This window comes from Rhodococcus sp. DMF-1, assembly GCF_021441945.1.
Lineage (GTDB): Bacteria > Actinomycetota > Actinomycetes > Mycobacteriales > Mycobacteriaceae > Rhodococcus > Rhodococcus ruber.
Genome location: NZ_CP090442.1, coordinates 5,397,304 through 5,411,742, shown reverse-complemented (window position 1 = coordinate 5,411,742; position 14,439 = coordinate 5,397,304). Strand labels below are relative to the sequence as shown.

Sequence of the window (14,439 nt, the reverse complement as noted above, 5' to 3'; positions counted from 1 at the left end):
GGAGCCGCCGTGTCGCCGAAGTGGCTGCGCCGCGGGGCGGCGTCGGCCGCGGCCGTCGCCGTGTCCCTGCTCGTGGCCTGCCCGCCCGGGGCCGCCGAGGAGGTCGAGGTCTCGTTCGGCCTCGCGTGCCGGGTGCGGTCGGTGATCGACGTCGACGAATTGCTCGGATCGTCCGCGACGGTGGACGCGCCCGCCCGGGTCCGCCCGGGTGAACGGTTCAGCTACCGGATCCAGACGGCCCCCGTCGCGTATCCGGACTCGAGCCGCGGCGCTACCACCCGCAGCGTCTCCCGCCTGAAGAACGACTTCGCGATTCCCGCCAACGCGACGTTCGTCGACGCCGCGGTCGTGCCCGGGACCGCCTTCAACCTGGACAACGTGCCGCCCGGCGTGCTGCGGGTGAACGAGGACGGCGTCCCCGACCCGGCGGGCACGATCCTGCGCCTGTCCGGAAACAACGAGGTCATCGGCAACAGCCCCACGTCCGGCACCGAGGGCGAGGCCGGGATCCGGGCGCCCAAGACACAGTTGCAGCTCGACGGCACCCCCAGTCCCGTCGGCGACAGCTGGTTCCGGCTCCCCGCGGTGGAGGTGACCATGATCGCGGGCGACGCGGGCGTGATCACGCCGATGCTCCGCACCGCCGGCGCCGCGGGCCTGGTCGACGACGACGCCAACTACAACACCTCGCTCACCCAGGCCACGTTCCTCGGCTCCACCCAGTGGGGACCGACACGCTGCTCACCGCGGGACACGATGACCGGGCCCCTCAACGCCGGCGCCGGTCCGCTCGCGGTCATCACGATCTCCGACGTCGCCGAGGTGCCCGCGACGGTCACCGTCGACGCCCCGGACGTGGTGGACGACGGGACGGTCGTCACCCTCACGGCGACGGTGTCGCCGGACGTCGAAGGCGGCACGGTGCTGTTCCGGGACGGCGGCACCGACCTGGGTCAGCCGGTGGCGGTCGTCGACGGCCGGGCCGCCGTCGAGCATCGCCTCTCGGGCGCCGGAAGCCACACGATCACCGCGGTCTACTCGGGCGCGCCCGGCGCGGCGGGCGCGACCTCCGAACCCGTCGCGGTGACGGTGCCCGGATCCGGGAACGCCCGCGGCTGGTGGATCGCCGCCGGGGTCGGGGCGATCGCCGGTGTGCTGGCCGTTGCCGTCCTCGCCCGCCGCCGGAGGCGCTGATCCGGCCCCGCCGGAGGCGGTGATCCGGCCCCGCCGGAGGCGCCGACCCGACCGGACACGCCCCCGCACGTCCACCACGTTGTCGGCGCGTGATGCTATTACGGGACGAAGACAGCCACCGCGAAGGAGGTCCCGCCCATGACGACGTGCCGGGCGTGCCGATCCGATCTCGACCACTGTCACGGCACCCTCGTCGTGCACGCGACGACCACCGTGGAATGCACCGATCCCGACTGCTTCGACACCTCCCGGGTGCGGCACGTGCTGGTGATCGACTGCTCCGAACTCGCTCGGGGCTGCGGCTGCACCGAGGTGTATGCCCGGGTGGGAACGCTCCGCGTCTCCTGAGGACCCCCGGCGGCGGCGGCTCGTCCCGCCGAGCCGCACTGTTGCGCCGGTTACAGTGACAGTCATGAGTCTGGCGTCCGCGCTCGCGTTCCCCGTCCGTCTCGGCTTCGCTGCGGCGGATTCGGCCCTCGGCGTGGCCGAAGGCGTCATCGGGACCGTCCGCCTGGCGGTCTCCCCCCAGACGTATGCGGGGCTGAACGCGGTCGGCGTCGCGAGCCCGCGGGGACCGCTCGGTTTGCTGCAACAGGTCTCCGTGCTTGCCGCCGACGACCGTCCGCTCGGCCAGGCGCTGCGTCCCGGCGGACCGCTGGATCGCCTCCTCGCGCCCGGCGGACCGGTTGACCGGCTCACCGCCCCGGGCGGCCCCCTCGACCGGCTCCTCGAACCCGGTGGCGCCCTCGACCGGGTGACGGCGCCCGGCGGTCCGCTCGAGAAGGTCCTCGCCGAGGACGGAGCCCTGGACCGCCTGCTGTCGAGCGGCGGCCTCCTCGATCGGCTCACCGCCCCCAGCGGCCCGCTCGAGCGTCTGCTCGCCGAGAGCGGGCCCGTCGAACGGCTCACCGCTCCCGGCGGAATCGTCGACGTCGCCCTCCAGCCCGGCGGCCTGGTCGAACGGGCCCTCGAGCAGGGCGGGGTGCTCGACACCCTGCTCGCCGAACAGGGCGCCCTCGAACGCCTGCTCGCCAAGGGCGGACCGCTCGACCAGATCGTGTCGCTGTCCGAGACGCTGGTGCAGCTGACCCCCACGATCCATCGGATGAGCACCAGCATCGACGTGCTGCAGGAGACCGCCGAACTGCTCCGCGAGGCGGTGGGCCCGCTGGGTGATCTCGCGGGCAAGCTGCCCGGCCGGTGGTTGCGCAGCAACTCGGGTGGCTCGGGCAACAGCGGCAGGCACGAACTGCGGGCACCGGACTGATCCGCTCACTCCTGCAGGTCCGTGACGGCCCGGAAGGTGCCGTCCATGTGGAACGGGGTGGACTCGTGCTCGTGTGCGATCCGCCACGGCCCCTCGACGCGGCGTAGACCGAACGTGACGCGGAACCACAGGTCGAAGCGCGGCCCGCCGTGCTGTGTCGCTCCCAGCCGCGACAGTGCGTGGCAGAACGCGACGTCGCCGGCCGTCTCGACGCGCAGGTCCCGCACCTCACAGTCGAGAGGGCCGTCGAACCCCGCGAACCACGACGCCCAGACCTGCGGAGCGGGGGCGGACTTGCGCAGCGGCGGCGCCAGATCGAACACCGTCGCACCGGGGACGTAGCACGCGGCGAGCCGATCGACGTCCTTGGCGTTGCGGGCCGCGGTGTGTTCCTCGATCAGCGCACGAATCCGCTCCTCGTCCGGAGCCTCGTCCGTCTCGAGGACGGCGAGGATGTTGCCGGCCGGGTCCCGGAACCACGCGATCGGCGGGCCGACCCGACGGAAGATGCCCTTGTCGTCGACGTCGTCGTAGCGCTCGAACCGGACACCGCGAGCGGCGAGTTCGTCCACCACCTTCTCGAGGTCGCGAACGGGAAAGTCGAGGACGGTGTAGGTGGCCGGAGTGTGGTCCTCCTTCGGATAGATCAACGTGTCGCGTCCGCCGTCGAGGTGCAGGTGCAACATCCCGTGCTCCTCGGACACGGAGAGACCGAGGACGTCTCCGTAGAACTTCGCGGCCGCCGCCACGTCGTCGACAGCGAAACTGGAAAAGGAACGGTCCAACATGGTGCTGACTCCTCACTGCGAACGATGCCGTACCTGTTCCGACCGCCGAGCGGCGGTAAACTCATCGGCCGGGCGGTGACCTTCTTCCCCGGCACGGACCCCCGGGTCTAGCGTGAAAGACGGTTCCGACCGAGGGAGGTCGCCATGACACCCACTTCGACCCGACCGCGCTCCCCGGTCGCCGCCCGACGATTCGGGTATCTCGTCGCGGCCCTCCTCAACGCGGTGGTGCTGTACGCCGCGAACGTGTGGCCGGGCTGGGAGGCGGTGCCGTTCCTCACCGACGACACGCGGTCCGTCATCGGCTGGGTCAACGCCTCGATCCTGGTCAGCCTGGTCGCCAATCTCCTGTACCTGATGCGGGATCCCGTGTGGTTCAAGGCGCTGGGAGACGCGGTCACCACGACGGTTGCGCTGCTGGCGCTGCTGACGATCTGGCAGGTGTTCCCGTTCGACTTCGGCGACGCCTCGTTCGACTGGCCGCTCGTGGCGCGCATCGTCCTGGGGCTGGGAATCGTGGGCAGTGTCATCGGGATCGTCGCCGCCCTCGTCACCTTCGTCCGCAGCGTGGTGGGTCGCTCGTCGGCTCGAGGGACCCGGTCTCGCTGAACTGTGCCCGAGCCGGCCCTGGACGCCGGCTCGAAGGACCGCCTCGCCCCACCGAGCGAACGGACCGTGCTGGCGCCCCGCGCGACGGACCAGCGCGACGGGACCGGCCGAGGCTACTAGCGTTGGAACCATGCCCGTCCCCGAACTGCTCGCCGGCCGCTACGAGTTGCGCGGCGTGCTGGGCTGCGGCGGGATGGGTGAGATCAGAGACGGCTGGGACACCCGTCTCGGGCGACCCGTCGCGGTGAAAGTGCTTCGGGGCGAATTCGGACGCCTGCCCGACGTGCGCCGACGCTTCGAGGCCGAGGCACGCGCTGCGGCGTCCCTCGACGATCCGCACATCGTCGCGGTGCACGACAGCGGCGAGGACGCCGGAGTGCCCTACATCGTGATGGAGCGCCTGCCCGGCGGCACCCTCGCCGACGAGATCGCGCTCGGCCCGATGCCACAGGACCGGGTGCGGGCCATCCTGATCGACGTGGCAGCCGCGGTCGCCGCGGCGCACGACGCCGGGATCCTCCACCGCGACATCAAACCGGGCAACATCCTCTTCACCGAGGCCGGAGCGGTGAAGGTGACCGACTTCGGCATCGCCAAGAGCGCCGGCGAGGACTACACCCGCACCGGCGAACTCGTCGGCACCGTCGCCTACCTGAGCCCCGATCGGCTTGCCGGCACGCCGGCGAGCGTGCACGACGATCTGTACGCCCTCGGGGCCGTGGGGTACGAGGCACTGACCGGGCGCAAGCCCTACGACTACGACAACCTGCTGGCGCTGGCACGGGCGATCACGCAGGGACCGCCGCCCCCGCTGGCCGCAGCGCGACCGGACGTCGACCCCGGACTCGTGGCCGTGATCGAGCGGGCGATGGCACGCGATCCCGGACAACGCTTCACCAGTGCCCGGGACATGCTCGCCGCCCTGCAGGGCCGGCCTTTCGCCGCTCCGGTGAGCCCGGTGCCTCACGGGCCGACACGGGAGTTCACCGCCGCCGTGCCACTCGCGCCCGCCACGACTGCTGTGCGGTTCGACGCGACCCCCGAACCCGACCCCGGTCGTCGCCGGATCCTGCTGGCACTCGGCGTGACGACCGCAGTAACGGTTGCCCTGCTCCTGCTTGCCTGGGGGCGGGGCGGTGATGCGCCGTCGGTCGCGGGGACGAGCAGCGTTCCCGTCAGCATCCCGATTCCGGTCGGCAACCCCAGTTCACCCGGCACCCCAGAGGCGAGCCCGACGCCCGTGTTCACCACCGTTCCCGCGCCGGCCCCGATCGTGCCGCCGGTAGTGCCGGAGTCCGGGAACGGAAGCAGTGAGGACGGTAACGAGGGGAACGGTAGCGGTGACGACGGCCGCGGCAACGAGGGCCGCGGTGACGGCAACGAAGGTGGCAACGAGGGCGGCGGCAACAACAGCGGCGGCAACGGCAACCGCGGCAACGGCAACCGCGGCAACGGCAACAACAGCGGCGGCAACGGCAACAGCGGCAGGTGATGCGGGAGTCGGAACACGGGCCGGTGCGGAACGGAAGGGCTGATCGCGTTCGACCGCTGGACTGCACGAAACCCCTCGGGCGCTCCCACTTCGAGGTGGGAGCGCCCGAGGGGTGATGGATCAGAGCAGGATGCCGAGACCGGCGAGCAGAGTGAACAGCGTTGCAGCGAGGGAACCGAGAACCATTCCTACCTCCAAGGTGTCGTGTGACGATCCTTCGTCTCCGCAGGGGACGGAGACGAACGACGCTCCACGTCGCTGAGCGCGCGACGGGGGCATCATCAAGATCATCGAGCGGTACACGATAGGTGTTACCCCCAGTTCGACAAGCGCACTCTGTGATGTGCCTCACCACGGTTCGTCGGGTAGCCAGCCGACGGCCTTCGTGCCGGGAACCGACCGTCGGCCTGACTATGCCGCGGGCAAGTCACTTAGGATGGGTGCATGGATGCGGCACGGTTGGAGGGCTTTCTCGCCGATCGCGATGCCTGGCAGACCACCCAGTGCTCGATCGCGAAGGCGATGGACACGGTGGGAACCCGCTCGGCGATGCTGATCCTGCGCGAGGCCTACTACGGCACCCGGCGGTTCGACGACTTCACCCGCCGCGTCGGGGTCACCGAGGCTGTCGCGGCAGCCCGACTGCGCGAGATGACCGCCGAGGGCCTGTTCGAGCGTCGGCCGTACAAGGAACCCGGGCAGCGGACGCGGTACGAGTACGTCCTCACCGAGAAGGGCCGCGACCTGCTCCCCGTGGTACTCGCGCTGCAGCAGTGGGGTGACAAGTACCTCCAGGGCGAGCGCGGCGCTCCTCTCGGCCTGTCCGACGACACGACCGGTGATCCCGTGCGCGTCGAGGTCCGCAGCGCCGAACGCGAAGTCCCCCTCGAGGAACTGCGCGTGACGCCGAACTTCACCGCGGAACAGGCCCGCCGCGCGATGCGCAACGCCTCCGCAAACCGGTGACCCACCGCCGGGCGCTCTGCGAGAATCGGTCGACACGTTGTCACGAGCTCCGGGGGTGATCACCGTGACGGAGATGCCGGAATCCGGTGCCGGACCCGACCTGACCCGGGTGCCGACCGACGCCCTGCTCGCGGAGATCCGCCGCCGGATCGAGTCGTCGCCCGCCGTCTCCGCGGCAGCAGCGCCCGATCGAACCGAGGACGCCCCTCCCCCGAACACGCCGTTGCAGGTGTTCGAGGTCGCCGCGAACGAGAGCGACGAGACCGGGTTGCGCGCCTCACCGATCCACCCGGACAGCGAGACCTGAGCGCATCCGCGATCCGGGCAGCCGGACGCGAATGCAATTGTTGTCGCGTCCGACCGAGAACCGCGCGGATGCCCCCGCGCCGCTGGTGGAGCCCCCTGTCAGGATTGAACTGACGACCGCTCGCTTACAAGGCGAGTGCTCTACCACTGAGCTAAGGAGGCAGTCGAGCGCGCCAATCATACCGAGACACCGGGCCCGGCATGCCACCCCCCGGTTCGTTACGGTGGATTGGTGGCCGCGACGGCCGCAATCGACGACGACAGAGTTGGGAGCGCACAGCGGTGGGAACGATGGCAGCCGCCTTCGGAAAGCTTGTCCTCGACCGCCGGGCGACCCTGGACACCATCACCGAGGCGCCGGCGCCGCTGCAGCCGATCGACCTGACGGACGACGCGACGGTCGCCGAGGCACTCGACGTCGCCGTCCGCGTCGGCGAGGTGCTGCTGGCCGCGGGCACCGGCGCGATCGACACCTCCGAGCAGGTGCGTTTCGTCGCCGCGACGTACGGCCTGGCGCAGTGCGACGTCGACGTGACCTACAACTCGATCGTGCTCTCGGCGTACCGCGGGCCGACGATGCCGCCGGCGAGCACGATGCGCGTCGTGCAGTACCGGTCGATGGACTTCACGCGGCTCGCCGCGGTGGACCGGTTGACCCGGCGCATCCGGCGGGAGGCGATCTCCCCGGCGCAGGCCCGTGAGGATCTGCTGGCGATCACGACGGCGCCGCACCCGTATCACCGCTGGGTGGCGACGTTCGCGTGGGCGGCGATGGCCGCGTCGATCTCGGTGCTGCTCGGTGGTGGCGCGCTCGTGGCGGCGATGGCGTTCGCGTCGACGGCGGTCATCGACCGGACGAACCGCATCCTCAACGGCATGGGTCTGCCGTTCTTCTTCCAGCACGTCGTCGGCGGCATCATCGCCGCGACGCCCGCGATCCTGTTGTTCAACCTGCGCGAACCGTTGGGTGTCGACGCCCCGCCGGGGCTGATCATCGCGGCCGGCGTGACGGTACTGCTCTCGGGCTTGTCGCTGGTCGGCTCGGTGCAGGACGCGATCACCGGAGCGCCGATCACCGCGTCGGCGCGGTTCTTCGAACTGGTGATGATGACGGGCGGGATCATCGCCGGCGTGGCGACGGCGCTGAAGGTGATGGAGGCGCTGGGCGCGGAGCTGCCGGTGATCAGCAACGATGCGCTACCCACGGCGACCGCCCTGCCGGTGAAGGTACTCGCCGGTGCGGCGTCGGCACTGTTCTATGCGCTGGCGTGCTACGCCGAACGGCGGGCGCTGACGGCCGCCGCGCTCGGCGGTGCGGTGGGCAGCCTCGTGTTCCTGATGTCGATGGAGTTCGCGGTGGGTCCGATCATCTCGTCGGCGACGGCCGCGACGGTGGTCGGTTTCGCCGGCGGCCTGATGGCGCGACGGGCGCTGACCCCACCGTTGGTGGTGGCGGTCGCCGGTATCACCCCGTTGCTGCCGGGCCTGTCGTTGTACCGGGGCCTGTATGCGGTGATCGGCAACGAACTGCTGCTCGGACTGACCGCGCTGTTCTCGGCGTTCGGCATCGGGTGCGCGCTGGCGGCGGGGGTGACGCTCGGCGAGTGGCTGGCCCGCACGGTCCGGCATCCGCGCAGCGTGCTGCGGGCGGGGTCGCTGCGCCGGCCGCAGTTGCGGCGCGTCCGGCTGGTCCGTCCGTACCGGGGGGCGAAACGCCACGAGAGCCACCCCGCGGGTGGCGCACCCGCGGCGTGACTCTCGTCTACGCGTTACCTCGGACGGTCAGGCGCCGGCGTTGCGGGCCTTCTCGTCGGCTTCCATGGCGTCACGCAGGCTCTTCGGCCGCATGTCGGTCCAGTTCTTCTCCACGTACTCGACGCACGCTGCACGCGACTCCTCCCCGAACACCACGCGCCACCCCTGCGGCACCTCGGAGAAAGTCGGCCACAGCGAGTACTGCTCCTCGTCGTTCATGAGGACGTAGAAGCGGCCGTCTTCGTCGTCAAAAGGATTCGTGCTCATCTCGCCTCACTTGTCGCATAGGTGTGCTGCTCCCGTACCCTAGCAAGCTCCGGGGCCCGGTCATGACCCGCTGGTAGTTTTCCGTCGCGCTGCTCGAGGACGGATCCGAGGATCTCCCCGGACCGGATCGCCACGTTCGACAGCAGCGAGGCCGTCAGCCCGTGGGTCTTCTCGGTGCCGCCCTGAAGATAGATCCCCGCCCGGACGTCGCCCTCGGTGGGCAGGCGGTAGTCCCGGTCGACCGTGCGCAGCGGCGACGACTCGGGAGCGAGAGCGCCGAGCAGCGGGGGCAGCGGGGCGGCGTCGAATCCGGTGGCGAGGACCACGGCGTCGCACGTCAGGGTGTCGGTGAGTCCGTCGAGCGTGCTGCGCACGTCCACCTCGATTCCGGTGGCAGTCTCGGTGACCGCGGCGACCTCGGAGGCGCGCCGCATGAACAGCCGCCGCCGGCCGCCGACGCGCTCGCGGTACTCGGCCGCGTACAGCGCGGCGATGAGGTCGGGGTCGACGACGGAGTAGTTGGTGCTGCGGTGCAGGGCCAGCAGTCGCTCCCGCTCCGCTTCGGGTGCGGCGTGCAGTTCGTCGACGGTGGCCGGATCGAAGATGCGGTTGGCGTACGGGCTGTCGTCGGCGGGGCTGTAGCCGAAGCGGGCGAACACGTTGTGCACCTCGGCCTGCGGGTAGTGGCTGTGCAGGTACTGCACCACCTCGGCAGCGCTCTGGCCGGCACCGACGACGACGAACCGCTGGTGCACCGGCGCCGGCATCTCGGCCAGATGGAACAGGAACCGGTGGTTGTGGAAGCACCGCACGCTCTCGGTGGCCCACGGGGGGATGCGGGGCCGCAACCCCACCCCGACGACGATGTTGCGGGCGTGTACGACGGTGCCGTCGGCGGCGTGGACGGCGAGGCGGTCGGCGATGCCCGCCGGGTCGCGTACGGCCTCGACGGCGACGACCTCGGTGCCGTACCGCACGTCGGCGTCGACGCGGGCGGCCGCCCACTGCAGGTAGTCCTGGAACTCGTGTCGGGTGGGGAAGAACGTCTGGTGGTTGACGAAGTCGACGAGCCGGCCCCGGTCGTGCAGGTAGGCGAAGAAGGTGTAGGGGCTCGTGGGGTTGCGGAAGGTGACCAGGTCCTTCGGGAAGGCGATCTGCATGGTGGAGCCCTCGAGGAGCATTCCGGGATGCCAGGCGAACGCGGGCTGCCGGTCGAAGAACCGGGCCCGCACGGGGTCGTGCGGGGCTTCGGCATTGTGCTCTTCGACGGCGATCGCCAATGCGAGATTGGCGGGTCCGAATCCGATCCCGACGAGGTCGAGGAGTTCCGGTGGTTCGCCGTCCGGCGACGGCGAGTCACCGCTGTCGTTGCAGGAGCGGTCGGTCATGGTCGCTCTTCCGTGCTCGGGGGCCGCAGCCGCGGATGGATCGATCGCACAAGAAGATAGCTCAGGCTACCCTTGGTTTGGTTAGCCTACCAATCATTGCAGCCGGTTGGGGTGCGTCACCCGCCGGCCCGGAACCCCGCTCCCTAGTGACTCCCCTCCGCCCGCGCAAACAGATCGCCTTTGCGGATCTTGCCGGTGGCCGTCATGGGCATCGCCTCGACGAGTTCGACGATCGGCACCTTGTAACCCGCCATGTTCTCGCGCGCCCACGCCGTGAGTTCGCCGGCCGTGACGGTCGCGCCGGGGACCGGCTGGACGAACGCAAACGCGACCTGCCCTCGGTCCGGATCGGACCTGGGGACCACCGCGACCGTCGCGACCCCCGGGTGCATGCGCAGCAGCGCCTCGACCTCGGCGGGGAAGACGCTCATACCGTTGGTCTTGATCATCTCCTTGTTGCGGGCGAGATAGTGCAGCGCACCGCGCTCGTCGAACCGGCCGACGTCGCCGGTGCGCAGCCAGTCGCCCTGGAACGCGTCCGCGGTAGCCTCGGCGTTGCGGTAGTACCCGGTGGTCACCGAGGGGCTGCGCACGACGATCTGCCCGGTCTCACCGAGCGGCACCGGGGCACCCGCCTCGTCGACGATCAGGATGTCGGTGCCCGGCACGGGCAGGCCACAGAACACCGGCTCGCTCGCGAGGTCGAAGTCGCCGTCCTGGAAGCCGAGGGTGAAGGTGTCCGCGGTGTTCGTCTCGGTCATGCCGTAGCTCGCCTCCCGCAGGGTGTGGCCGGTCGCGTCGCGCCACCGCCGGCGGATCGCCGGGTCGAGCTTCAGCACGAACGACACCGCCATGGCGTTGTCGAGCGTGGCGGCACGATTCCCGTCGAAGCCGGGCGCGTCCATGAGTTCGACATAGTTGTCGACGGTGCCGACCGCGCTGGTGACGCCGTGCCGCTCGACGAGAGCCAGCGCGGCGTCCGCGTCCCACCGGGTCATCAGCACGACGGAGCCGCCGTTGACGAGAGGATTGAGGATGCCGAAGACTTCGCCGGCGATCCAGAACATGGGCAGGTAGTTGAGCACCACGGTGGTCTCCCCCACCCGCCGGCCGCCGCCGACGGTGGCCGCGGCCGCGGTGTAGACCATGTGCCACTGGGTGTGCTCGCAGCCCTTCGGCATGCCGGTGGTGCCGCCGGTGTAGTTCAGCGCGGCGAGCGCGTCCGGGTCCGTCGCGACGGCGGGTGCGCGGGGACTGTCGAGAATGCTCGCCCAGTCGCCCGCGGCGGGATCGGTGACCGGGAACGGTGGCGGCACCTCCCCCGGCCTCGTACCGGTGAGCATGTCGCCGAGGGCAGTGACGGCGACGTGCCGCACCGGCGTGCGCGGCCGGACCGCCTCCACCAGCGGGAGCAGTTCGGGCTGCGTGAGCAGGATCGTGACGCCGGCGTCGGCGAGCTCGTGGGCGAGCTCGTGTTCGCGCAGCATCGGATTCACGGGTACGTGGACGGCGCCGATCTTGAGGATGCCGAGCATCGCGACGTGGAACTGCGGACAGTTGCCGAGGTGGACACCGATCCGGTCGCCGGCCCGGGCGCCGCGGGCGAGCAGCCAGCCGGCGAACCGGTCGGAGAGGTCGTCGTACTCGGCGTAACCGACCGTGCGACCGTAGAACTCGATCGCGGGGGCATGCGGGCGCACGTGCGCCCAGTGCCGCAGGTAGTCCACGAGCGCGCGCTCGTCGATCGGGTACTCCACCGTCCGCGGCACCTCCGGCGGCCAGTGCGCTTCCTGCACCCGCCGGATCCCGGTGAGTGCAGCCTCGAGGGCGTCGGAGTCGGTGGGGACCGTGTTGAGCTCGCGTGTCATCTGATGTGCGGCGCGGATACTCCCTCGTTCACGAGGGAGAGGAAGCGCCGTCCTCCTTTCGGGGGGAGTGGTGGTGTCGGGCGAACCTGTCGGTGGGGTCGGTCAGCGTGCCGGGCATGGGGGTCGAGGTGGTGCGCTACAACTACCGGTTGCGGCCGGGCACCATCGCCGAACATGCCCTGATGCAGGAGTGGCATCGCTGCCGGTTCCTGTGGAACGAGGCGGTGCACCAACACAAGGCCGGTCGCCGGCCGACGTTCGGGAAGCTGGCCAAGCAGTTGACCGAGGCGCGGGCCCGCTCGTCGTGGTTGCGGGACGGCTCCCAGGTCGCCCAGCAGCAGATGCTGCGTACCTACGCGCAGGCGCTCGACGCGTCGTGCACGGTCGAGGGCCGGGGCCGGCCGCGGTTCAAGGCGCGGAGGAAGACCCTGCCGTCGCTCGAGTACACCCGCCGCGGGTTCCGGCTCCGGGACGGGCGGTTGGTGTTGCCCAAGGGCGTGAGTGTGCCGGTGGTGTGGTCGCGGGTGTTGCCGTCGGAGCCGTCGAGTGTGCGCATCACCCGCGATTGCCTGGGGCACTGGTACGCCTCGTTCGTGGTGACCCGCGAGGTGGAGCCGATCCCGGTGGCCGACCCGGGCAGCGCGGTCGGGATCGACTGGGGCGTGGCCCGCACCGCGACGGCCACCGAGGAGCGGTTCGACCTGCCGCAGCACGGGCACCGGAGACGGTGTGCGGCGGAGGTGGCGAGAGCGCAGCGGACGATGGCGCGGCGCCGCCGAGGCACGGGGCACCCACCCTCGAGGGGCTATCGCCGGGCCCGCACCCGGGTCGCGAAGGTGCAGAAGAAAGCGGCCCGGCGCAGCCGGCACGACGGCCGGATCTGCGCCCGGGCCGTGGTCGAGGCGCATCATCTGGTCGCGGTGGAGGATTTCCGACCCCGGTTCCTGTCGAGGTCGACGATGGCGCGCACGGCCGCCGATGCCGCGATCGCGACGGTGAAACGGGAATTGCTCGAGCGGGGCAGGCGGGCCGGCCGGAAGGTGGTGCTGGTGCGGCCCGCGTACACGACCATGACGTGTTCGAGGTGTTTCGCGAGAGCCAAGCAACGCCTCGGACTCGGGGAACGTATCTTCCGGTGCTGGGCGTGCGGGCATACCGCGTGCCGGGACCGGAACGCTGCCAGAGTGATTCTGGCTGTGGCGGAGCGTGGCCACACCGGTGTCGACGACGTGAGTCAAGCGGATCACCTCCCTCCGGGTGGTGGTGCGGTTGCGGTCTGAGCCGGGAATCTCCTGCCTTCAGGAAGGAGAGGCGTTAAGTCGACCTTCCGTTCTCGGGGCATCCGGCGGCGACGGGGTGATCCCGGTCACCCACCGTGTATAGTTGAATCCGGCGTCGAATTCAACTGACCGGGACGACCGCCGCACATCCGAATCACCGCACCGCAGCAGAGCTTTTCTGCAATCGAAAGGAAGACGTATGGCGCCCGCGAACAGGCAGGTCCGACTGGCACGACGACCGGTCGGCCGCCCCGACGACTCCACATGGGAGGTCACCAGCGCCCCGGTCCCGCAGCCGGCCGACGGCGAGTTCACCGTCCGCGTCGAGTACGTCTCCCTCGACCCCGCCATGCGCGGATGGCTGAACGACGTCCGGTCGTACGTCCCGCCGGTCGGGATCGGTGAGGTCATGCGCGCCCACGCCGTCGGGCGGGTACACGAATCCCGCCACGACGGCTACAAGGAAGGACAGCTCGTCTCCGGGCACTTCGGCGTGTGCGACTACGCCGTCTCCGACGGCAGCGGCGTCATCGCGGTCGACGAGTCCCTCGCACCGTCGCCGGTGTGGCTGGGTGCACTCGGATTCCCCGGCATGACGGCATATTTCGGTCTCGTCGACGTGGGGCGGATGAAGCCCGGCGACACCGTGCTCGTGTCGGGCGCCGCCGGGGCCGTCGGCAGCATCGCCGGGCAGATCGCGAAACTGAGCGGATGCCGCGTCATCGGCATCGCCGGCGGACCCGAGAAGTGCGCGTGGCTCACCGACGAGCTGGGATTCGACGCCGCCATCGACTACAAGGCCGGATCCGTGGGCCGGGCGCTGCACGCCGCCGCACCGGACGGGATCGACATCTACTTCGACAACGTCGGCGGGGAGACGCTCGACTCGGCGCTGGCCGTGCTGCGCAAGCACGCGCGAGTCGTGTTGTGCGGGGCCATCTCCGGCTACAACGCGACCGACCCGCAGCCGGGCCCGTCCCGCTACCTGTCCCTGCTCGTGAACCGGGCATCCATGACCGGGTTCATCGTCTTCGACTACCTCGACCGCTTCCCCGAGGGCATGGCTGCCGTGTCGGAATGGATCCGCCGCGGCGAACTGGTGACCCGTGAACAGGTCGAGACCGGCGGCGTCGAGGCGTTCGGACGCACACTCAACATGCTGTTCGACGGTGCCAACACCGGCAAACTCGTCCTGACGACCACGGCCGACTCCTGAGAACCCCGCGCCCGGCCGGGTCGCCCCGCGGCGCGGCCGGGCG

The 14,439-nt window shown here is 70.6% G+C and carries 14 protein-coding genes and 1 tRNA gene; 10 read left to right on the top strand and 5 right to left on the bottom strand.

Features of this window, described 5'->3' with window-relative positions:
• The first annotated feature begins 9 nt into the window (after positions 1-9).
• The 3 genes from LZP97_RS24855 (at position 10) to LZP97_RS24845 (ending at position 2,461) form a co-directional block, all read left to right on the top strand.
• Positions 10-1,194 (top strand): Ig-like domain-containing protein, encoded by a 1,185-nt coding sequence (locus LZP97_RS24855; RefSeq protein ID WP_040273938.1) that lies wholly within the window; start codon positions 10-12, stop codon positions 1,192-1,194.
• Between the two features lie 138 nt (positions 1,195-1,332).
• The gene (locus LZP97_RS24850; RefSeq protein ID WP_017680576.1) at positions 1,333-1,542 is read left to right on the top strand and encodes a hypothetical protein; all 210 of its coding nucleotides are present in this window, start codon (positions 1,333-1,335) and stop codon (positions 1,540-1,542) included.
• Positions 1,543-1,606: 64 nt separating this feature from the next.
• Entirely contained in the window at positions 1,607-2,461 is an 855-nt protein-coding gene (locus LZP97_RS24845; protein ID WP_010593742.1) for a hypothetical protein, read from the top strand.
• Positions 2,462-2,466: 5 nt separating this feature from the next.
• Here the strand turns inward: LZP97_RS24845 and LZP97_RS24840 are convergent, their stop codons facing one another.
• Positions 2,467-3,249 (bottom strand): nuclear transport factor 2 family protein, encoded by a 783-nt coding sequence (locus tag LZP97_RS24840; RefSeq protein WP_048772633.1) that lies wholly within the window; start codon positions 3,247-3,249, stop codon positions 2,467-2,469.
• Positions 3,250-3,393: 144 nt separating this feature from the next.
• Here LZP97_RS24840 and LZP97_RS24835 point away from each other — a divergent pair, with 144 nt between their 5' ends.
• The 4 genes from LZP97_RS24835 to LZP97_RS24820 all read left to right on the top strand — a co-directional run bounded on the left by LZP97_RS24835 (position 3,394) and on the right by LZP97_RS24820 (position 6,623).
• Positions 3,394-3,858 (top strand): hypothetical protein, encoded by a 465-nt coding sequence (locus LZP97_RS24835; protein ID WP_010593740.1) that lies wholly within the window; start codon positions 3,394-3,396, stop codon positions 3,856-3,858.
• Between the two features lie 130 nt (positions 3,859-3,988).
• Positions 3,989-5,350, top strand: a complete 1,362-nt coding sequence (locus LZP97_RS24830; RefSeq protein ID WP_048772637.1) for a serine/threonine-protein kinase — start codon at positions 3,989-3,991, stop codon at positions 5,348-5,350.
• Positions 5,351-5,794: 444 nt separating this feature from the next.
• Complete coding sequence (locus tag LZP97_RS24825) at positions 5,795-6,316, top strand: winged helix-turn-helix transcriptional regulator (protein ID WP_010593738.1); 522 nt, start codon at positions 5,795-5,797, stop codon at positions 6,314-6,316.
• A 73-nt stretch (positions 6,317-6,389) separates the two neighbouring features.
• A complete protein-coding gene (locus tag LZP97_RS24820) occupies positions 6,390-6,623 on the top strand; it encodes a hypothetical protein (protein WP_225222260.1) in 234 nt (77 codons plus the stop codon).
• Positions 6,624-6,709: 86 nt separating this feature from the next.
• On the opposite strand, the gene LZP97_RS24815 is transcribed toward LZP97_RS24820, so the two are convergent.
• Positions 6,710-6,784: transfer RNA gene (locus tag LZP97_RS24815), tRNA-Thr, on the bottom strand.
• A 129-nt stretch (positions 6,785-6,913) separates the two neighbouring features.
• Here LZP97_RS24815 and LZP97_RS24810 point away from each other — a divergent pair.
• Positions 6,914-8,377, top strand: coding sequence for a threonine/serine ThrE exporter family protein (locus LZP97_RS24810; RefSeq protein WP_010593736.1), 1,464 nt, complete (start codon positions 6,914-6,916; stop codon positions 8,375-8,377).
• 27 nt (positions 8,378-8,404) lie between these two features.
• Here LZP97_RS24810 and LZP97_RS24805 read toward each other — a convergent pair whose 3' ends face one another.
• From LZP97_RS24805 to LZP97_RS24795, 3 genes are all read right to left on the bottom strand, one after another.
• On the bottom strand, positions 8,405-8,644 hold the full coding sequence (locus LZP97_RS24805; protein ID WP_003936798.1) for an MbtH family protein: 240 nt from the start codon (positions 8,642-8,644) through the stop codon (positions 8,405-8,407).
• Positions 8,641-10,032 carry a lysine N(6)-hydroxylase/L-ornithine N(5)-oxygenase family protein gene (locus tag LZP97_RS24800; RefSeq protein ID WP_040273932.1) on the bottom strand — a complete coding sequence of 464 codons (1,392 nt, stop codon included), beginning with the start codon at positions 10,030-10,032 and terminating at the stop codon, positions 8,641-8,643. Before LZP97_RS24800 ends, LZP97_RS24805 begins: the two co-directional genes overlap by 4 nt.
• 143 nt (positions 10,033-10,175) lie before the next feature.
• The gene (locus tag LZP97_RS24795; protein WP_040273929.1) at positions 10,176-11,900 is read right to left on the bottom strand and encodes an AMP-binding protein; all 1,725 of its coding nucleotides are present in this window, start codon (positions 11,898-11,900) and stop codon (positions 10,176-10,178) included.
• Between the two features lie 116 nt (positions 11,901-12,016).
• On the opposite strand from LZP97_RS24795, the gene LZP97_RS24790 reads away from it, so the two are divergent.
• Positions 12,017-13,180: an RNA-guided endonuclease InsQ/TnpB family protein gene (locus LZP97_RS24790; RefSeq protein WP_234574927.1), complete on the top strand. Its 1,164-nt coding sequence runs from the start codon at positions 12,017-12,019 to the stop codon at positions 13,178-13,180.
• A 199-nt stretch (positions 13,181-13,379) separates the two neighbouring features.
• Positions 13,380-14,396: an NADP-dependent oxidoreductase gene (locus tag LZP97_RS24785; protein ID WP_048773317.1), complete on the top strand. Its 1,017-nt coding sequence runs from the start codon at positions 13,380-13,382 to the stop codon at positions 14,394-14,396.
• Positions 14,397-14,439: the final 43 nt, after the last annotated feature.